Genomic DNA, 20664 nt, shown 5'->3' on the forward strand with positions numbered 1-20664 from the left:
GCTCCTGTGCTCCTGTGCTCCCCTGCTCCTGTGCTCCCCTGCCCCCCTGCCCCAACTAGGCGACTAAAACTTGACAGAGTTTGTCTTCTAATTCCTGTTCTTGAGTTAAGGTGGTTTGGATGGCTTGGGAGATGACTTGGTGGGCATCTAAACCTTGGTCAATTTGGGTTAACCATTTTTGGGCGGTGTTACCTTCTCGGAGAATTTTTTTCAAGGGAGAGAGGAAACAGCTAAAGCCTCGCTGTTTGGCGAAAGGCCATACTTCTTGGTAGAGTTGTTCAATCCAATCTCTAGCCAAAATTGGTTGACCGTCTTGCCAATGTCGGAGTTGGGCTTCTAAACTCAATTTAGCGGCGGCGGCTTCGTTGGCATCGGTGAGAGTGACTAAATCTTCGGGGGAAAGTTGGCTTTTTTCTAAAGGGTCTAGCGTAGGATCTTGGATTAATTGCCAAATTCTGGCTTCTAAGAGGGCGGTGATGGCTAAAAGAGCGATCGGATCTACTACTAAATCACAAATTCGCAATTCTAAACGATTTAAATCATGCGGACGGTTGTTACCATTGGGACGGATGGATGACCAGAGGTGACGGACGTTTTGCATTGTTCCAGCGACTAATTGTTCTTCTGTCCATCGAATGTAGTGGGCGTGACTTTCAAAAATGGGAACGTGGGCTGGTGTTTTGGGGAAAAGTCCCCAACGGGTGGAATGATATCCGGTAGGTTGACCTTCGAGGAATGGGGATGAGGCGCTAAGGGCGAGAAAGAGAGGTGCTTCCATGCGGATGAGGCGAATTGCCCGCATGAGTAATTCTGGTTGGGATATGCCAATATTGATGTGTATGCTGGCGGTGACGACTTTGGTGCCGTAGGTGTTTTCTATGTAGGTATGGTATGGGTTTTTTGGGTCGGAACGCCAAAAACGATCGCTTCCGCCCAAGGATAAGGTACTGCCGGGAATTAGGGTATAATCGCCTAAACGTTGTAGGTAGGCTCGGAGTCGCTGTCTGGGACGGACTAAAGCGCAGAGTAAGCGATCGTAACACCATAAGGGTGCGGTAGTATATTCGACGTTGCGGCTGTCGGGTTCTTTTACAAAACCGTCTAAGTCTGCCACAATGCGATCGGAAAGACCCACAATATTTCCTTGTGGAGTCCCGGTGTACATTTCAACTTCAAAACCTTTGGATAGCAGCACGGTTTATCCTTTACAGGTTACAATCACCTGCTCTAACGATTAAGTTTATCGACAAGGGAGCGGGATTGCTCCTCTGTCTTTAGTCTGGCATTAAAGATGATACTGATGGTAGATCTCACTGGCGGCGCGATGAACTAAGGAATGGCGATAAACTAAACTTTTGAGGTCATCAGCATATCCGCCACCGATGACACAAGCGACGGGATAACCTTTGGCGATACAAGTACTTAAAACCTGCATTTCCCGACGATAAATTCCTGTGTCTGTGAGGGATAATTTACCTAAGCGATCGGCTAAATGAGTATCGACTCCTGCATCATATAGTACTAAATCTGGATTTACTTGGCTCAATAAGTCGGGCAAGTAACTAGCCAAAGTTTGTAAATATGCGTCATCTTCCATTCCTTCGGGTAAGGGAACATCAAGGTCACTTTTTTGCTTAGTACCGGGAAAATTTATTTCACAGTGCATGGAAAAGGTAAAAACGCTTTGATCTTCCTGAAAAATTAAAGCGGTACCATCTCCTTGATGTACATCTAAGTCTACAATTAAAACTTTTTGGATCACCCCCATGCTTTGCAAAACACGGGCGGTTATGGCTAAATCGTTAAAAATACAAAAACCAGATCCATAATTGGGAAAGGCGTGATGTGTTCCACCCGCAGTGTTGCAGGCTAAACCATGAGTTAATGCTAATTGGGCTGCCAAAATGGTGCCACCTACGGCAATGCAGGTACGATTAGCTAAGGCTGGACTCCAAGGTAATCCTATTCTCCTTTGGGCTTTGCTGTCTAGTGTGCCTTTACAGTAAGCTTGCACATATTCTGGTGTGTGAACTAATTCAATCCATTCTAACGGAGGGTGTTTGGGTGCATGAAATTGTTGCGGTTTGGCAATACCATCAGTTAACAGTAATTCATAGAGTTGGCGAAATTTGGACATGGGAAAACGATGTCCTTCTGGAAGTGGCGCAATGTAGTCAGGATGATATATCAGTGGTAAGTCCATTACGAATTTTTAAGTTTTTTCGTCATTATATTTCTCTTAAACTTAAATCTAAAATTTAAAGTTTAAAATTTCCTCAAGGCTGCTAGTAATAGTTCCTTCTTTTGATCGCTCATCAGTTGCTCGGAATGCAACTATTATATTATCAGGTGCCAAAAGTATGATTCATCCAGATACAGAACTTCTCTATATAAATAAGTATGTGGGATACGGAGTTTTTGCTACTAAGTTTATTCCTCAAGGTACGATTACTTGGGTGTTAGATGATTTTGATCAAAAGTTTGATGAAACTTATGTAAATTATCTAGATACTGTGCTGCGACAGAAGCTGCTTAAGTATTGTTACCGCGACCGCGATGGTAAGTACATATTATGTTGGGATATTGCTAAGTTTGTCAATCATAGTTTCAATTCTAATTGTATTAGTACCCCTTACAAATTTGAAATTGCTGTGAGGGATATTTACCCTGGAGAACAGTTAACAGATGATTATGGTTATCTAAATTTAGATGAACCTTTTTACTGTTTGCCAGAAAAGGGAAGTTCTCGCACGAAAGTGATGCCTGACGATCTTTTGCAATTTTATCCCGAATGGGATCGCAAAGCAGCCGCAGCTATGGAATATTTTAATCGGGTGGAACAACCGTTAAAAAGGTTAATCGATTCTCGGTATATTGATAAGGTAAATGCGATCGCTCAAGGAAAAGTTAAGATAGATTCAATTCTCAACTGTTACTATGACCGGGCTAATAAACTTGAGTATAGTCAGTTGGGTGGAATAGCGATCGCTAACAACTTACAACCACTTTGCTAATATCAAATTAACTCATACATTGGTGATATTATGCGAACAAATTTATTAAATTTTACGTCTCCTCGTTCCCAAAAACTTTCTTTGTTAAAATCGGTTGGTTGGAAACTATTTCTTTCTGTTTTGGGCGGAACATTAGTCGGTTTACTTTGTGCATCATATCTCTTTTACCAGGAACTTGTCAAACAATCAAAAGCTGAATTACTCTCTAGTTTAGAAGTCCAAGCCGGAAGCCTAGAAGGTAAGTTTACTAGCTTTGAAAATACTGCCAAACTAGTTGCTGATGCAGCGACAACACTTCACCAAGCAGGGGAAAAAAGAGAATTTGTTTATGTTGATTTAATCCGGCGATCTTTGCAAACTTCGCGGTTAGGAACCGGACTAGGTTTTGGACAACCTCCTGAAAAACGGTTGATTATTCCTGACAGAAAGTATGCCTATCCATTCGCGATTCGGGACAAAAGTGGTAAAGTAATTGCCAAGGGTGGAGAAAGTGAACCCGGAGATTTTCAAGAAAGTTATTTCAGAGATCCTATAAAAGCTGGTAAAGCAATTTGGATTGAACCAGTTCGCTACAAAGAAACAACTGTCGAGCCACCGGAAATTTTTGTTAGCACTAGTTATACTTTGCCTTTTTATAATAATAAAAAACAACTATTGGGGGTAATGGCTTTAGATTTGGAATTGGGATTTATTAGCGAAAAATTATCCCATTCTGTAATGAGAGATTCTGGTTATTTTGTGCTAGTGAGTCCTAAAGGAAATTTAATTGCTTATCCACCAGACCCTCAATTAGCACTTGATTTAAAGCCGTTTCCTCAAATTAATAACTACGATCGACTTTGGCAAAAAATTAACTTAAAACTTAAATCAAATAAGGAAAATACGGGAATTATATCTTGGCAAGATCGAGAGGGTAAGCAAGAATTTTGGGCTTATAGAAAAATTTCTAATAATAATTGGGTTCTGTTAGCTTCGGTACCCAAATGGGTAGTAATTGGCCCATTATTACGCTTTTCAGTTGTGGGAACTTTATTAGCAGCAATGGGGGCTTCCGCTGTTTTAGCCGCAGTAGTTTTTCTGTTTGTGAAACGGTTAAATCGCCGTTTACAACCGATTATGGATGAGTGTAATTTATTGGCAGAAGCTAGTGCTAAAAGTGAAGAATTGATGAGTAGAGAAGATGAGATTGGTAGGTTAACTATATCTTTTTATAACTTGTTAGGACAAGTAACTGTTAATGAAAAACGCCTGCGAAGAGAAATGGAGAAATCAGCAAAAGCATATCAAGCTTTACAGGAAGCACAAGCGAAGTTAATTCAAACAGAAAAAATGTCTAGTTTGGGACAATTAGTAGCAGGTGTAGCCCACGAAATTAACAATCCAATCAATTTTATTTATGGCAATTTACCCCACGCTGCTGATTACACACAAGAACTTCTAAGATTAATTGAATTGTATCAACAAAAGTATCCTAATCCTGAACCAGAAATTCAAGATTTGGAAGAAGAAATGGATTTAGAATTTCTCATAACGGATTTAAGAAAAATTCAATCATCAATGAGTATTGGTGCGAATAGAATTCGAGAAATTGTGCTTTCTTTACGCAATTTTTCTCGTTTTGATGAAGCGGAAATGAAAGATGTGAATATTCATGAGGGAATTGATAGTACTTTATTGATTTTGCAAAATCGTTTGAAAGAGACACCAGCAAATTTGGCAATTAACTTAGTTAAAGAGTATGGAAATTTACCCCTATTGGAATGCTATGCTGGGCAATTAAATCAGGTATTTATGAATATTCTGAGTAATGCGGTCGATGCTTTAGATAAACTCCGAAATAAAGAAGAAACGGGGAATCAAAACTTTGTTCCGACTATTACTATTAATACAGAATTATCGACGGATAAATCCCGCGCCGTAATCAAGATTAAAGATAATGGTTGTGGCATTTCTGACGAACATAAAAGTAAGCTATTCGATCCTTTCTTTACGACAAAACCTGTGGGTAAAGGTACAGGTTTAGGGTTATCTATTTGTTATCAGATTATAGTAGATAAACACAAAGGTGATTTACGCTGTGTTTCTGAAGTTGGAAAAGGAACAGAGTTTATTATTGAAATTCCAGTTTATCAAACCAAACCAATTAGCAAGATATTTTAATTTGCTGCAATATTCAATTTGGCTTTTTTCTTACTTTAGCAAAACTTTGCGGAATAGACGAAGAATTAAATAAGCGATCGCTACTCCAACCAACCCAATTCCAATACTTAAACCAAAAGCTTGTTCAACAGTAATAGCATTACTTTTTGCTGTTGGAGATGGCAATTTTTGAGAAATAATAGAGGCGGTAATGCTACTTGTAGCTAATCCTGTACTGGCAATAATGATTGTGTTGGTGAGAGTGCGATCGCTTTCTTTTTTATCTAAATCTATCATCCCTCGAATTATGTTAATTTGGCTTTCCAAAACTTTAGCCGTTGAACTATAATTAGTGTAATCTTTATCTATTTTATATTGATATTCTTGTTCTACAATTCTACTAAAATCTTCTAAAAAAATTAGCTCTGTTTTGCCCAGCATGACATTTTTTTCAGTTATATATTGAGATTCATCTTTAATTCGCTTGATGAAAAATTGGTAACTAGCTAAGTTGCTATTTATAATTTTTTGTAAGATTTCAAGTTGATTAATTTTATTCAAACAATTAAAATATTTTTTGGGATGAGATTGTAATATTTTTTCCAATTCCCTTGTTTTTCCTGAACCTTTTTGATTCCATACATTCTCAATTATATGGGTTGTACTGGCAATTTCAGTAACTAAATTATGCAATTGCTGGTTACATTTTCGGCTTTCTGAATAAGCCCAAATTACTTTATTACGGTAATAGAAAAGCCGTAACCATAGTTTATAAAAACCGGATGTTTTCTCCATTATTTGCAATTTAGGATAGAGAAAAATTAAAATATGATGGTTTTCCTTTTCTATATCTTCCCATTTTTGTGGAGATTGCCAAATTTCAAAAACAGTTGCACCTAAAAACTTCCCTTCTTGTGGATTTTGCCAATCTTTACCAGTAAATTCCTTGTATAATTCTTTAGCGATATTTTCAGAATTAGAAGATGGGGGTAAATATCCTGAAATTATCCAAGTTGTGCCTAAATTTGCAGTTTTATAATTAGCTAAAGTTTTTAAATATCGTAAACAAGTAATAGGTTGCGGTTGTACTTTATCATTAATATAGCTATCAAATAACAGTGCGTAAGTATCATTTAAACGAATCGGATAGTAAGAAGCTTCTATAGGATATCCGCCCAAAGATGCTGTAAAAAAAAATTGTTTTTGTTTCTTTGCAGCTTCAGAAAACTCTAGCAGTCTTACATATTCCGTATTTTCTGCTTTTGCTTCTTCAGCAAGATCAACCTTTAAATTTTTTGGTAAATTAGACCAAAAATTAGCATGATTTGTTTTAATATCTACTTCGTTTTCTGTTAAGCCTTCTCTTTGGTGGTAAAGAAATAAATCAAGAGTCGGGTAAATTATTTTGTTCATCAGTTTGTTTGCTGTGAGTAAAAACAACTTTCACAGCTATTTTACAGTTCGTTGTCAACTCTGAAGCGTTGACAACGAACTTGAGATAAGGTTTGTTGTGAGCACTTCAGTGCGGCAACGCTGAAGCGTTTACAACTAACCTTAATTACCTGTACTCTGGATTTTGAATGCTACCTATTCTCGCTTCTGGGCGCAAGAAACGATTCAATTGAGATTCAAAGAAATTGCGATTTGCCATTAAATGTTTTGGATTTGGATCGTCTAAAGGATAGAGTAAAGCAGTTCTTAAAGCTTGGAATACTGCTGATGTCACCACATACATGGAACGTTGAAAACTAATCCCCAATTGGATTAACATATCATCTTCATTGCGACAATGTTTGCTGTAGTAATCCTTGAGATATGGGGGTAAGAAATGGAACATATCCTGCATTAATTGTGTTGGTGGGATACCTGCTGTACCTACAGGAAACACATCAGCGTAGAGAATTCCATAATGGAAATCTTCTTGTTTTTCAGGAATTTGTTTTGCTTGGGCGTTGTAAGATTTTGTGCCTCGGAAAGGTGAAGTGCGATAGAAAACTGCTTCCACATAAGGTAAAGCAGCATCATATAACCACATTAAACCCAAATCTTTGGGAATGATTTTATGTTCTTCATCCCGAATTTTTACGTGGTGATAAATTGGTCTTCCTGCGGCGATAAAGATGCAATTTACCAAGAAATCCATTGCTTGAGGAACAGTGGTAATTTCTCCTGCATCGTAGCGATCGCTAATCTCAAAAAACACTGGAGCCATTACTTCCCAGAATAAACCCAGATTAGCATAATAAGAAGCTTGGCGACACTGTTCCAAAAACAAATCTGGGAACAACTTATACAGGGTTAACATTGCCGGATTACCCTTAAAGTAAGACTTAATCGCCTCATCAGCTGCCTTCTTATATTCTGGGGTATCCAAATAAAGATCCATGCCACCGCTGAGTCGATGCCATTGCATGGAACGCATACATTCCTCGGCAAATTCCATGTTAATGCGATCGTGCCACAGGTGATGAAAAATTCGGGGAAAATTCTTCTTTAATTCTCCCTTATCCATGAACTCTAAAAGTTCAGGATGTGCCGATGCTTCACCTTTTCTCCAAACTCGATAATCTGCATCATCGCCTTGATAATGATTATGCAAATCTAAATACTCTTTGGGCAAAAAGTACTTAAATAAAGGCAACGGATTGAGAAAAACTTTCTCCCCAATATAAAGCAAATCTCGCCAATAAAAATCCATCGGTACAGCATAAGCTTTATAGATACCGATAATTTGCATCAAATTTTCTGGCGTATCAGGTAACATTGCGCCGCCAGCTTCCAAACGATGCACAATATCAGCATACTTATGCCTAGAAGGAGGCAATTTACTTGAAGATTTAACGGGGGTTTGTACCATCTTAGTTTCCTGAAATTGTATGACTAAATTACTTCTAATAAACCAGGTTCGTTGTAAACGCTTTAGCGTTGCCGCACTGAAGTGCTTACAACAAACCTTCTCTTAAGTTGGTTGTAAACGCTTTAGCGTTGCCGCACTGAAGTGCTTACAACAAACCTTCTCTTAAGTTGGTTGTAAACGCTTTAGCGTTGCCGCACTGAAGTGCTTACAACGGACTTTACTTTTCCAGAGGTTCGATGACTTTAGCTATTTGCTGTTCTGGATGAACTTGCACAGATGCAACTAAAGCAGTACTACTTTGTTCACTCCAACGCATCAACCAAGAAGGTTGCACGCCCAAAAAGAAAGTTAAACCAACTAAAATTAAAGCCGGAACTCGTTCACTCCATAATACTTTTGGATAATAAGCTGTGGAATTATCCAACTTGCCAAAACAGGTACGGTTTAACAGAATTACAAAGTAAACTCCGGTCAACATTGTTCCTACCACACAGATTAAAGTTGGAATAGGAAATGTTGCATAAGCGCCTTGGAAAACGACAAATTCAGCAATGAAACCTACTAAACCTGGAATACCTGCACTTGCCATTCCTGCTGCTACGAGAAAAGCACTAATAAAAGGTAAACCGCGAATCGGATTCATTAAACCATTGAGAACATCTAATTCACGAGTTCCCACCTTTTCTTCAACCACACCAACTAAATAGAAAAGTGCAGCTAAAATAACGCCGTGACTGAACATTTGGGCAACTGCACCCACAGTTCCTAAAGGTGTTGCTGGTGCAAGTCCTAACAGCACATAACCCATGTGACCGATCGAACTATAAGCTACCATTCTTTTGATGTCTTTTTGTGCGATCGCAGTTAGCGCCCCATAAACCACACTCGCTGTCGCCCAAATTGCTAAACTAGGAGCCACAGTTCCCCAAGCATCAGGAAATAAACCCAAACAAAAACGCACTAAACCATAAGTTCCCAACTTCGCTAAAACACCACCCAAAAGAATCGCTATTGGTGGAGAAGCTTCCACATAAGCATCAGGCAACCAAGTGTGGAAAGGAACTAAAGGAGTTTTGATGCCAAAACCGATCAACAAAGTAATTAACAGCGGAATTTGCCAACTAAAAGGCAAAATAGTTGATTTAATTGTTTCGTAATCAAAGTTTAGAGTACTGCCTTTGATTGTGCTTCCAGCTAACCAACCCAAAGCTAAAAAAGCAGCTAAAATCAGAATTCCCGAAACTGCTGTGTACAGCAAAAATTTAATAGCTGCATATTCTCGTTTTAAACCACCCCAAATCGCAATTAACAAATAAAGAGGGATGAGTTCAATTTCGTAGAACAGCACAAACAGCAGTAAGTTTTGGGCTAAGAAAGAACCTGCTAACCCAGAACTAACTAACAGAATTAAAGAGTAATAAAGTTTGGGACGGGCAATTTTGTCACCACTGCTGAAAATGACTATCCAAATCAGCAAACTGTTTAAAACTACTAAAGGTAACGATATACCATCAATACCCAAATGATAGGACAAACCCAAAGTTTCAATCCAAGGCAGGTATTCGGTAAATTGAAAACCTGGATTGCTAATACTGAATTTAGAGAGAACAAAAAGAGTCCAGAAAAAGATGATGCTAGCTACTATTAAAGCTACATTTCGAGCGTTGCGTGCTGCTTTTTCTTGTGGTAAGACTCCGATAATCGCAGCACCAATGACAGGCAACCAAATTAAAGTACTCAGCATGGTGATTGTTTTGATTAGGGACTGGGTATTGGAGACTGGGGACTGGGGAGAAATTGTTTAGTTTGTAGGGGCGGGTTTAGCAGGAAATCTTGTAATCACAGCATAAAAGTTAACAACAAAACCCGCCCTTAAACAATTTTGAGTTAATCAAATTATCACTGTCCGCCTTTATTTGCTGACAATTAATAGTTGAGATAAAAATGGCCAGCTAACCAAAATTACTAGGAAAGAAATGCCCAAGAGGATGCTTAAGATGTAAAACTGACCCTTTCCAGAAACGTTGTATTTGAGAGTTTGTCCGCTAAAAACTGTGACGATTCCAGTTAAGTTTACTAATCCATCGACTAGGTAGCGATCGATCGCGTACATCACACGGGAAATTAAATCCACCACAAAAACGATCGACACTTTATAAAGTGTGGGTGTATAAAGGTCGTAAGCAAAGAAATCTTGTAGCGGTTTCCAACCCAATTGCACTGGTTTTTGCCAATTGTTGTTGAGATAAATTACGCCACTTAAAGCGAAACCAACTAAGCTAGAAACAGCTAAACTTAACGGTACAGTTAGATTCACCGTTTCTAAACTAGGCAACAATTGCCATTGCAAAAATAACAACGGAACGTGAAGATTTAAACCGCTTAAAAACATCATTGGCAAAGCCATCGGCCAATGAATTTCAGGAGAACGATAAGTCATTGGTTTAACTTGACCAGCAAACACCAAACCAAAAGTCCGAGTCAAGCTAAAGGCAACAATACCGTTAACTATTAACACCAATACAGCGATAGATGGGTTAGATATCCACAGCTGTTCTACGAGTTTTTGCATTGACCAAAAACCGCCCAATGGTGGTAAAGCAATTAACCCCATTCCACCGATAATAAAAGCAAATGCTGATACAGGTCGGCGCGACCACAAACCACCGTATTGAGTTAAATCTTGAGTCGTATTATTCCAAACTACGCCACCAATACCCATCACTAAAAGCGCCATGCTAAGTGAGTAAGTGAAGGTTAATAATAATGCTGTTTGCGTTTGTTCGGCAGCTACGGCAATAAAAACTATGCCCATGTAGGCGCTGACTAAATAAGACAAAGCACGTTTAATATCAATTTGGGCAACAGATATTAAAGAAGCACCAATAGCAGTTGCACCACCGACAATAAACATTGCCGATTCTGATACGGGAGAGAGGGATAAAACTGGTTGAATTTTGACTAATACCCAAGCACCTGTGGCTACAACTACCGCATTCCGCAAAATCGAAGCAGGCAGAGGGCCTTCCATTGCTTCATCTAGCCACAAGTGGAAAGGAAATTGAGCGCATTTACCCAATGGCCCCGCAATTAAAGCTAAACCCAATAATGCAGCGAGTTTTGGGTCAATTTGAGCGGTTGATGCCCATTCTGCTAAATCGGTGAAGTTCCAAGTTTGAGTAATGGGATAAAGCCCTAAAACACCCATGAGTAGGAATAAGTCTCCTACCCGTTTGGTTAAAAACGCATCTCTTGCGCCTGTGACTACTAATGATTGGTTAAACCAAAATCCGACGAGTAAATAAGTGCCAAGGGTTAAAAGTTCGAGAATGGCGTAACTGAAAAACAGGGAGTTGCACAATACTAAACTGCACATTCCCGCCTCGAAAAATGCCATTAAAGCAAACAATCTTGCCCATCCCCAATCCATCTCCAAATAACCAACGGCAAAAATTTGCGCTAGTACATTCAATCCCGTGATGACAACTGTAGCGCCTACTGTCACGGTGGATATTTCCAAGGGCAAAGTTAAGTCTAGGTTGGCGACTTGCAACCAAGGAATAAATATTTGATATGGTGCTTGATTCCAAATCGCTGTGAGGGCAAATAACCCGTGTAAAAAAGCAAAGAAAGTTGTTATGAGATTTACGTAACCGGACGGCCTTGGCCCTGTGCGACGAATCATTCCCGGCGACCAGGGTATTGTTAAAATCATCCCGGCTAAGGGATATAAAGGCACCATCCAAATAGTTTGCAGCAAGAACTCAGACATCAGGATTACCCCTCGAATTTCAACAAGAATTATGGGTAAACGAAAGTGTGGATTTGAAATGTTTAATCCAGATTAGTGTCAAGGCAGATTAGTATTTATGTGCCAACAGTTTTTAGCTGGTTAAGCAACGAGCTAGTTGTAAATAACAATTTATCAGATTTTTTTATGAATTTAAGGTTTTTTTCATTTTGTTTAATTGATAGTATAAATTGTTATCATAGATTTCTATTGATATATTAAAAAAAATCTGTATAGCATTGAACGTAAATTCTGACAAGAAAGAGGTGAGAAGGCCCACCTCTGTTATACACTGGAGGTTTTAAACCACACAGGTATAAGGAAAACTGATACTACTCATCATCGTGGGCAAAGCGGCGGAAGAGATAATCTAAGGCGTAGTTACGCAGATTGTAGTATTCCGGGTCTTCCATGATTCTGGTGCGATCGCGCGGGCGGGAAAAAGGAATGTTGAGGATTTCCCCGATATTTGCCCTGGGGCCATTAGTCATCATCACCAAGCGATCGGCTAAAAATAAGGCTTCATCAATGTCGTGAGTAATCATCAACACTGTCATCCGCATATTATTCCAAATTTTCAGCAGTTCTTCTTGTAACTCTTCTTTGGTGATGGCATCTAACGCCCCAAATGGTTCGTCTAGAATTAATACTTCGGGACGAATAGATAGGGCACGCGCGATCGAAATCCGCTGTTTCATCCCCCCAGAAAGTTGCTGCGGTTTTTTGTTGGCTGCTTCCGAGAGTCCTACCAAAGACAAATTATATTTGACTATTTCTTCTTTTTCGGACTGAGGTTTGTCTGGGTGAACTGCATCAACTGCTAAGTAAATGTTTTCAAATGCAGTTAACCAAGGCAATAAGGCGTAGTTTTGGAATACTACCATGCGATCGGGCCCTGGTTTGGTGATCTGTTGCGATCGTAATCTGACTTCCCCTGTTGTTGGTCGAGAAAAACCAGAAACCATGTTTAATAATGTGGATTTTCCGCAACCTGAGTGTCCGATGACGCAGATAAATTCTCCTTCTTGAATTTTGAGGTTAACGTCTTCTAAAACTACATAAAGCCCTTTGGGTGTAGGAAAGGCTTTGGAGACGTTTTCAAAGTTTAAAAATGGCTCTTGTTTGCCTGATTTTACTGGTAAGGAGGTTTTGGTTGTTTGAGTTGTTTTGATGGGCATTTTTCTGAGTTATTGGTTTTGTGCAAGAGAGTTTTTTTTTGAAACGCAAAGGACGCAAAGGACGCGAAGAAAGAGAATAGGTTTCTTGGAACCGCAGAGACGCAGAGAGAAGAGAGAGGAAGATATTTTTTCCCAGTCCCTAGTCCCTAGTCCCCAGTCCCTCAATTAAGCAACTTTCAATCTTCCGGGAACAGGCAAAACAACTTCTTCAATGCGGAATTCGCGTTTGATCTTTTGGTTAGCTAAATAAGCTAGTGGGTCTTCTGAGTTGAATGTGATGCCATCAAATAATTCAATTTTCCCGCGAGAATAACTAAAGTCGAGTAAACCGAGTTCTCTTGCAGCCATACTAAATACATCAACCCGACACAAACGTTCCATAATTTCTAACCAGTTGCGGGGGAATGGAACTTTATCCCAACGTGCCATTTGAGTCAAAATCCACAGGTGTTCGGTACGGCTAGGACGGTTAACGCCTTCGCCAAAAAATAGATGATGGGCGTATTCTCGGTGATGTTCTAAACTGCAAATTGCTACGTTAGGATCTCCGATTTGAATATATTCAATGTCGGTTCCTACATATTCTGGTCTGGCTAAAATTTGCCGCACTTCTTCATAGTGACGTTCTTGGGAGCAGAATTGTGCTGCTTCTAAAAGTGCACTTACTAATGCTATGTGGGTGCGAGGATATGCGGCTGCCCAATCTTCACGAACTCCCAAAACTTTTCCGGGATGTCCTAACCAAATTTCTAGATCGGTGGCGATCGAGAATCCAATTCCTTCTACCGCTGCCCGAATATTCCAAGGTTCACCCACGCAATATCCATCGATATTTCCTGATTGCAAATTGGATACCATTTGGGCAGGAGGAATAACAGTTAAACTCACATCTTTATCAGGATCGATTCCTCCTGCTGCTAACCAATAACGCAAAAGCAAATTGTGCATTGAAGAAGGATGTACCATGCCAAAAATGTGCTGTTGGTCTTTGGATTTTTGCAGGTACTTCTTCAGATCTGATAAGGTGTAAATTCCTTGTTCATAAAAGCGTTTGGCTAAGGTAATTGCATTACCATTCCGCGCCATTGTTAGGGAAGTAACAATAGGAACTGGTTGTCCACCATTACCACCTAAAGTTAACCACAAAGGCATCCCGGCTGGCATTTGGGCAGCATCCAATTGTCCGGCTACCATATCATCAACAATGCCACGCCAGCTAGGTTCCCGAATTAACTTAACGTCTTCTAAACCATATTTAGCAAAGAAACCTCTTTCTTTGGCTACGGCTAAAGGCGCACAAGCTGTTAAAGGTACAAAACCTATTTCCAAATTTACCTTTTCTAAGTTGTTGCGAGAAATCGGAACTTGGGCTTTGCTAGCTTGCCGCTTTTTCACTTGTTTTTGACGGTTGAGGAAGTAGATCATTTCACTCCGTAAACTGTAATAATTCGGGTGATTAACTACTTCCATCCGTTTGCGAGGACGGGGAATATCTACATCTAAAATTTGCCCAATTTTTGAACCGGGACCATTGGTTAACATGACAATGCGATCGGACAAAAGTACAGCTTCGTCAACATCGTGAGTTACCATCACCGATGTCACTTTGTACTCTTCGCAAATCTCCATCAATCTTTCTTGCAAGTTCCCTCTGGTTAATGCGTCTAATGCGCCAAAAGGTTCATCTAATAATAATAGTTTAGGACGAATGGCTAGGGCACGAGCGATCGCAACTCGTTGTTTTTGTCCCCCGGAAAGCATCGCTGGTTGTTTGTCTGCGTGGGGTCGCAAACCTACCATATCAATGTGCTTTTCTACGATCGATTTTCTCTCACCCTTTGGCAGATCGCCCATTACTTCATCTACTGCCAATTCGATGTTTTCCCGCACATTTAACCAAGGTAGTAAGGAGTAATTTTGAAACACCACCATCCGATCGGGGCCCGGTTTGGTGATTCTTTTACTCTCTAAAGTTACTACTCCTTCACTGGGTAAATCTAAACCCGCAATCATGTTTAATAAAGTAGATTTACCGCAACCAGAGTGACCAATTAAAGAAACAAATTCGCCTTTTTTAATTTGTAGGTCTATGCCTTTGAGGGCGACATATTGACCACCATTAGATAAGTCAAAAACCTTATCGATATTGTCAACCGCAACGAAAACAGACATGTTAGTTATTTGGTAAATTTTGCTAATTCTTAGTGGGTAGTAGGGTGCGTTAGTAACGCACCATTCAACTAATTGTTATTCCGGAAGAATTTTGGTTTGAATCCAAGCCATTAATTTGTCGAGTAATAAGCCGACAATCCCGATGTAAATTAGCGCCAAAATTACTTCGCTGATTTTGTTTGCTTGATAAGAATCCCAGATGAAGAAGCCAATTCCAGCTACACCGGACATTACGATTTCAGCCGCGATAATCGCTAACCACGCTAGACCGATCGCAATTCTCAATCCAGTGAAAATGTAAGGCAAAGCAGAGGGAATCAAAATCTTGAAGAAGTACTTTTTCTTATTCAGTTGCAAGACTTTGGCAACGTTGTTGTAGTCTTGGGGAATTTGGCGCACACCAACTGCTGTATTAATCAGAATCGGCCAAATCGCAGTGATGAAAATTACGAACAATGCAGCGGGTTCGTTTTTTTGTAATGCTGCCAAAGCAATAGGTACCCAAGCCAAAGGTGGAACTGTTCGCAGTAGTTGGAAAATTGGGTCTAAAGCTTTAGACATCATCTTGTTAGTACCAACCAAAATGCCTAAAGCAATTCCCACAACTGCGGCAAAAAAGTAACCAATTGCTACCCGTTGTAAGCTAGCTAAAATTTGCCAAAATAACCCAACGTCTGTTTCACTTTTTCTGTAAAACGGCCAACCAATTAAAATCCAAGTATCTTGTACTACTTTAATTGGGCCGGGAAGAGTTACGCCTGGAAGGAAAGAAAAGAGTTGCCAAATTACTAACAATATGGCGATCGCGATCGCAGGAGGAATGATTTCAGGCAATAACTTTTCTACCTTCGCCATCCAGGGATTCTGTACCGTTTTAACGGTTCTTCTTTGCAATGTCGTCATTGTACTAGGGTTCCTTATACTGTGTGGAAAAAACTTTCCAGTTTTACTTGTGGGAAAATTAGTAATGGGCGATCGCGCCCATTACGAAAAACTAAACACTCACCTTTTTAATCTTCAGACTCTTCAGGTAAGCCTTGGGATTTTCTGGGTCAAAGGTAATGCCATCAAAAAATGTTTCCACACCGCGAGAAGTGCTGGTGGGAATATCAGCAGCAGCAATATTCAACTCTTTAGCTGCTTCTCTCCAAATGTCTTCACGATTGACTTTATCAATCATCGCTTTGGCATTATCTAAAGTATCTGGTGGTAAAAAGCCCCAACGTACACTTTCTGTTAAGAACCAAAGGTCATGACTTTTGTATGGATAAGAGACGTTACCTTTCTCATCTTTCCAATACAAAGAAGCCATTGACTTATCATCAATTGTGCGACCATCTCCAAGAGTGTATTTGCCCATAAATGGTTCTAGAAGAACTTGTTCTGCAACGTTAAAATATTGCCGTCCCGACAAAATACGCGCCATTTCTGGACGGTTATTAAAGTCATCACACCATTGCTGGGCTTCCATAACTGCTTTTAAGATTGCCTTAGTAGTATTAGGATGTTTGTCCACCCAATCTTTTCTCATTGCTAAGTATTCTTCGGGGTGGGCTTTCCATATTTCCGCTGTTAAAGCAGCTAAGAAACCAATCTTATCAGCGACAATTCTGTAAGGCCAAGGATCGCCTGTGCTAAAGGCATCCATTGTCCCGGTTTTCATGTTTGCTACTGTTTGGGCAGCAGGTACTGTTAATAGTTTTACGTCTGCATCGGGATCGACACCGCCAGCAGCCAGCCAGTAGCGAATCCAAAAATCTTGATTTACTTGGGGAAAAGTGTAAGCGGCGGTGAATGTTTTACCTTGAGATTTCAAACCGCCCATTAAAGATTTGCCCTGAGCAAGCTTGAGGTCAACACCTTTTCCTCTGTGTTGTTCTGCGATCGCAATCCCATTTCCTTGTGTGTTTAATTGACACAAAATATACATCGGGATTTTGACATTACCTTTGGTAATCTTGCCTTCACTAATTAGATAAGGCATGGGCATTTGCCACTGTCCGCCATCAATTCCGCCACCTTGAGATCCGATTTCTACGTTATCTCTCGCAGCACCCCAGTTGGCTTGTTTTGATACTTCTACATCATTCAAGCCATGACGGGCAAAAAATCCTTTTTCTTTAGCAATAATTAACGGTGCAGCTTCAACAATTGGCAGATATCCTAGCTTTACGCGAGTTGTTTCGGGGGCAGCGCCAGGATTAACATTAACCACTGGAACAGCTGTATTTCCTGTTGTATTTGTTGGTGCTGTATTACCCCCTTGAGTCAGATTTTCTGGAGGATTTCCTAAACAACCTTTAAGTAAAAGGGAACTAGCAGCAGTAGCACCCGCAGTTAGTAGAAATTTACGTCTAGAAACCCGACTAGAAAACCGATCCATAACATCCTCCAGCAGCAAAGCTTTATTAATTGGTCTCCGAAAATCTGTCTACACTCGTAACAATCTTCCAGAAAACGTTATGTTTTCTGTTGCTTATAAAATCGTTTTGATTCTTTAAAGAAGATACCGTTCTATCAAATCACAAATAAGTTTTTCGACGTTTTTTCTAACTTATTCATTATTGATTTTTACGGTGAATCTCTTTATTTAGATTGTTTAATTTGTGTTGAAGTCAGTATAGCATGGCATTAAATAAATCTAAAATCAAAATTATTGATTGAGAACCCCTAAAATTATTGATACAAAATTGGTTTATTCAGTTGATATAAATTACTTATTTAATCCGTTCATTCGTTTTGATAAACAGCAAAAAACTCATCGTTTTTTCATAAAAAAACGATGCTAACTTTACTTATTAATAATTCGGGATTGCCTAAAAGAACATTATTGAGGATTGCTAATTAGCTTATGTGCATAAACAGCAATCCTACAGATAATGCCTAGCAAGTAATCAGTCTTGCTTGGTTTACCAAACTAATTTTTATGAAATTTTTGAAACTTGGGTAATTTACTTACCTGTGCATATTGTCCCATGTTGATAAGCTAGAGACAAATCAATTTTCTCTGGGATAACCATTGATTTTATCGATGCACAGACAGATATGTTCGTTATGACGACTTTAGTCGTTGCCAAACTGAAGGACTAAAGTTAGCGATGTTCGTTATGACGACTTTAGTCGTTGCCAAACTGAAGGACTAAAGTTAGCGATGTTCGTTGTGACGACTTTAGTCGTTGCCAAACTGAAGGACTAAAGTTAGCGATGTTCGTTGTGACGACTTTAGTCGTTGCCAAACTGAAGGACTGAAGTTAGCGATGTTCGTTGTGACGACTTTAGTCGTTGCCAAACTGAAGGACTGAAGTTAGCGATGTTCGTTGTGACGACTTTAGTCGTTGCCAAACTGAAGGACTGAAGTCCTTACAACAAACTAGCAAAAAAATAGAGAGAGGATTCAGTGTGTTTTCCTCTCTCTGTATTTTTATAGCTATTGATTTATGATTCTTTAGTCTGGCGTAATTCCAAGAAGAAGGGAACAAAAATCCAAGCAGCTACTATTAATAATGCTAAGACAGCAAATTGGGCTGCCCAAGTGACTAATTGTTCTAAAGGTACAACTTTTCCGGCGAAAAACGACAGACTGACCATGATTGCACCCCAAGCTGTTGCACCAGCGATGTTGTATGCCATAAATTTCAGGTATGGCATTTCGACGATTCCAGCTAAGGGGCTGGCGAAAATCCGCAATAAAGCAATGAATCTACCAATAAAGACGGTTTTACCTGCGTTTTCGCCAAATTGCTGCTTTAGTTCTACAAGTTTTTCTTCCTGAATGCGAAGAATTTTTCCTATAGTTAAAAGCAAGGCCCAACCGCCGTATCTACCGATTAAATAACCAAAGTTACCGCCTAAAACTGCGCCTGCGATCGCACAACCTAAAACTAACCAGTAATTCAATTCACCGCTACCAGCTAAAAACCCTCCTGCCAGGGTAATAGTTTCACCAGGCAGGGGAATTCCCACGTTTTCTAATAAAATTCCGATAAATACCGCCCAGTAGCCGTACTGACCAGCTAGTTCCTGGATATTCTCCAGGGAAACCATTTCTAATGACATCTGCTACAGCCTTAACAAAGGTTAACACTCACCTCGATCTTGACTTAATTTCTACAATAGTGTCAATCGATTTTATTGCAAAAGGCAGAAGGCAGAAGGCAGAAGGCAGAAGGGAAAAGGGAAAAAGCCCGAAATTACAAGTGTTTGAGCAATTTACCTTGCTCTAATCGCCTTGGCGGTTGCTATGGATTTTCAACTTGATGGTGAGGTCGATAATTGGTTGATTGGTTAAGCAGTACCAATGGCAGGTGAATAAATCGGGGATTTGGGTGTTGATACTGGCGATCGCAGGTGCAGCAGGAAAGGGGAAAACTCGATCGAACCAAATTTCTTTGTCGATAAATCCAAATTGCATTAAATAAGTAGCTGGTGAAGCGTTCAGAAATTTGAGTATTTTGTACGCCATCTCATAAATTTGCTGACGCATTATATCAGAAAAATGCACTGGCTGATAGTAATTTAACTCAACTTGTAATGCTGGTGAAGTTTCGCTTGCTGGGCCGATCGCTTCGGGCGCTGCGCTCCGCGCAATCGCTTCCGCATAAATTGGCCCTTTCTGAGTTAAAACTACAGGCAACCAAAAATTACCTGGTCTGGTAATATAGCCAAACTTTTGAGCTATTAAATAACGTAAAAATTCGACATTTTCACAAGCTTTAAATATTGCCTTTTCCGGGAAATCAAAATTACTAGGCAGATTCAGAGTTAAAGGACAAAATACCACGCCCTTGGGCAAGTTTAGGGAATTTAGATCGGTTTTTCCGAAAACTTTTATAGTTGTGGGGAATTTTACAATTGCTTTTCGCAAAGCCTCTACCATTGTTGCAGTTGCGGGAGATGCAGCCGTTAATTCGCCAGCAGGATTCACCTCCCCATCAACTACGAGCCAAACTTCAAGCATTACTAAAAGGAAGACTAACTCTACTACCTCCCACTTTAGGAAAGCTAGGCAAATCAAGCCTTGCATTCGGAGTCCGACTTTTAATTGCCAAACGATAAGTTAGACTTTGCAACTCTGCGTGAAGCTGACGATTTTCCCGTTGTAGCATTGTCACCTTTTCTTTAATTGGTGCAAGGCGTTCCGTAAATTTCTGGCGATAAATTTGCGGTAATTCCTGTACCACTTGTTCCAGCATTCGGCTACGATCGGTTAATTCTTGAACCGACTGACGCAGGTGATAGATTTCAGCATCGCGATCGGAAATCTGCTCTTGGTAGAACTTAACTTGTTGTTCTACCCCTTGCAGTTGTTCCTGCATCGCCTGCATTTGAGATTGATGCTGTTGCGACAATTCCGGCGCAGGTAGGAAAGTCGTATTTCCCTTGACTAACCGGAACAGTTCTTGAGACAACTGTTGAACCAGTTGATCTCGCAGCTGCAATTCCTCACGGAGATGAGAAACTTCTGATTGCAGGGATTGATAGGGGGTGTCGATTTGGCTCACAATGGCTCACAAC

At 39.9% G+C, this 20664-nt stretch carries 16 protein-coding genes; 3 read left to right on the forward strand and 13 right to left on the reverse strand.

Annotated features, from left to right (window positions below; translation table 11 throughout):
• Positions 1–55: 55 nt before the first annotated feature.
• Both gshA and IQ264_RS12760 read right to left on the reverse strand, forming a co-directional pair.
• On the reverse strand, positions 56–1195 hold the full coding sequence (gene gshA, locus IQ264_RS12755; RefSeq protein WP_193981162.1) for a glutamate--cysteine ligase: 1140 nt from the start codon (positions 1193–1195) through the stop codon (positions 56–58).
• 90 nt (positions 1196–1285) lie between these two features.
• A complete protein-coding gene (locus tag IQ264_RS12760) occupies positions 1286–2203 on the reverse strand; it encodes a histone deacetylase (RefSeq protein WP_193981163.1) in 918 nt (305 codons plus the stop codon).
• A gap of 157 nt (positions 2204–2360) precedes the next feature.
• Here IQ264_RS12760 and IQ264_RS12765 point away from each other — a divergent pair, with 157 nt between their 5' ends.
• Both IQ264_RS12765 and IQ264_RS12770 read left to right on the forward strand, forming a co-directional pair.
• Complete coding sequence (locus tag IQ264_RS12765) at positions 2361–3014, forward strand: SET domain-containing protein (RefSeq protein ID WP_193981164.1); 654 nt, start codon at positions 2361–2363, stop codon at positions 3012–3014.
• Positions 3015–3044: 30 nt separating this feature from the next.
• A complete protein-coding gene (locus IQ264_RS12770; RefSeq protein ID WP_193981165.1) occupies positions 3045–5174 on the forward strand; it encodes a sensor histidine kinase in 2130 nt (709 codons plus the stop codon).
• Between the two features lie 30 nt (positions 5175–5204).
• Here the strand turns inward: IQ264_RS12770 and IQ264_RS12775 are convergent, their stop codons facing one another.
• From IQ264_RS12775 to IQ264_RS12815, 9 genes are all read right to left on the reverse strand, one after another.
• Positions 5205–6566, reverse strand: coding sequence for a hypothetical protein (locus IQ264_RS12775; protein WP_193981166.1), 1362 nt, complete (start codon positions 6564–6566; stop codon positions 5205–5207).
• A gap of 145 nt (positions 6567–6711) precedes the next feature.
• Entirely contained in the window at positions 6712–8010 is a 1299-nt protein-coding gene (locus IQ264_RS12780; RefSeq protein ID WP_193981167.1) for a CO2 hydration protein, read from the reverse strand.
• Between the two features lie 217 nt (positions 8011–8227).
• Positions 8228–9754 carry an NADH-quinone oxidoreductase subunit M gene (locus IQ264_RS12785; protein ID WP_193981168.1) on the reverse strand — a complete coding sequence of 509 codons (1527 nt, stop codon included), beginning with the start codon at positions 9752–9754 and terminating at the stop codon, positions 8228–8230.
• A 168-nt stretch (positions 9755–9922) separates the two neighbouring features.
• Entirely contained in the window at positions 9923–11782 is a 1860-nt protein-coding gene (locus tag IQ264_RS12790) for an NAD(P)H-quinone oxidoreductase subunit F (protein ID WP_193981169.1), read from the reverse strand.
• Between the two features lie 350 nt (positions 11783–12132).
• On the reverse strand, positions 12133–12978 hold the full coding sequence (locus IQ264_RS12795) for a nitrate ABC transporter ATP-binding protein (protein ID WP_193981170.1): 846 nt from the start codon (positions 12976–12978) through the stop codon (positions 12133–12135).
• A 165-nt stretch (positions 12979–13143) separates the two neighbouring features.
• Entirely contained in the window at positions 13144–15150 is a 2007-nt protein-coding gene (locus tag IQ264_RS12800; RefSeq protein ID WP_193981171.1) for a nitrate ABC transporter ATP-binding protein, read from the reverse strand.
• Between the two features lie 75 nt (positions 15151–15225).
• Positions 15226–16053 (reverse strand): nitrate ABC transporter permease, encoded by an 828-nt coding sequence (gene ntrB / locus IQ264_RS12805; RefSeq protein WP_193981172.1) that lies wholly within the window; start codon positions 16051–16053, stop codon positions 15226–15228.
• A 91-nt stretch (positions 16054–16144) separates the two neighbouring features.
• Positions 16145–17533: a CmpA/NrtA family ABC transporter substrate-binding protein gene (locus IQ264_RS12810; RefSeq protein ID WP_193981173.1), complete on the reverse strand. Its 1389-nt coding sequence runs from the start codon at positions 17531–17533 to the stop codon at positions 16145–16147.
• Positions 17534–18585: 1052 nt separating this feature from the next.
• Positions 18586–19206 carry a DedA family protein gene (locus tag IQ264_RS12815; protein WP_193981174.1) on the reverse strand — a complete coding sequence of 207 codons (621 nt, stop codon included), beginning with the start codon at positions 19204–19206 and terminating at the stop codon, positions 18586–18588.
• Here IQ264_RS12815 and IQ264_RS12820 point away from each other — a divergent pair.
• On the forward strand, positions 19200–19373 hold the full coding sequence (locus IQ264_RS12820) for a hypothetical protein (RefSeq protein ID WP_193981175.1): 174 nt from the start codon (positions 19200–19202) through the stop codon (positions 19371–19373). The genes IQ264_RS12815 and IQ264_RS12820 overlap by 7 nt on opposite strands.
• Here the strand turns inward: IQ264_RS12820 and IQ264_RS12825 are convergent.
• On the reverse strand, positions 19370–20107 hold the full coding sequence (locus IQ264_RS12825) for a hypothetical protein (protein ID WP_193981176.1): 738 nt from the start codon (positions 20105–20107) through the stop codon (positions 19370–19372). The genes IQ264_RS12820 and IQ264_RS12825 overlap by 4 nt on opposite strands.
• On the reverse strand, positions 20100–20651 hold the full coding sequence (locus IQ264_RS12830; RefSeq protein WP_193981177.1) for an Npun_F5560 family protein: 552 nt from the start codon (positions 20649–20651) through the stop codon (positions 20100–20102). Before IQ264_RS12830 ends, IQ264_RS12825 begins: the two co-directional genes overlap by 8 nt.
• Positions 20652–20664 lie beyond the last annotated feature (13 nt).

The organism is [Phormidium] sp. LEGE 05292 (genome assembly GCF_015207735.1).
In the GTDB taxonomy this organism is placed as follows: domain Bacteria; phylum Cyanobacteriota; class Cyanobacteriia; order Cyanobacteriales; family Aerosakkonemataceae; genus Floridanema.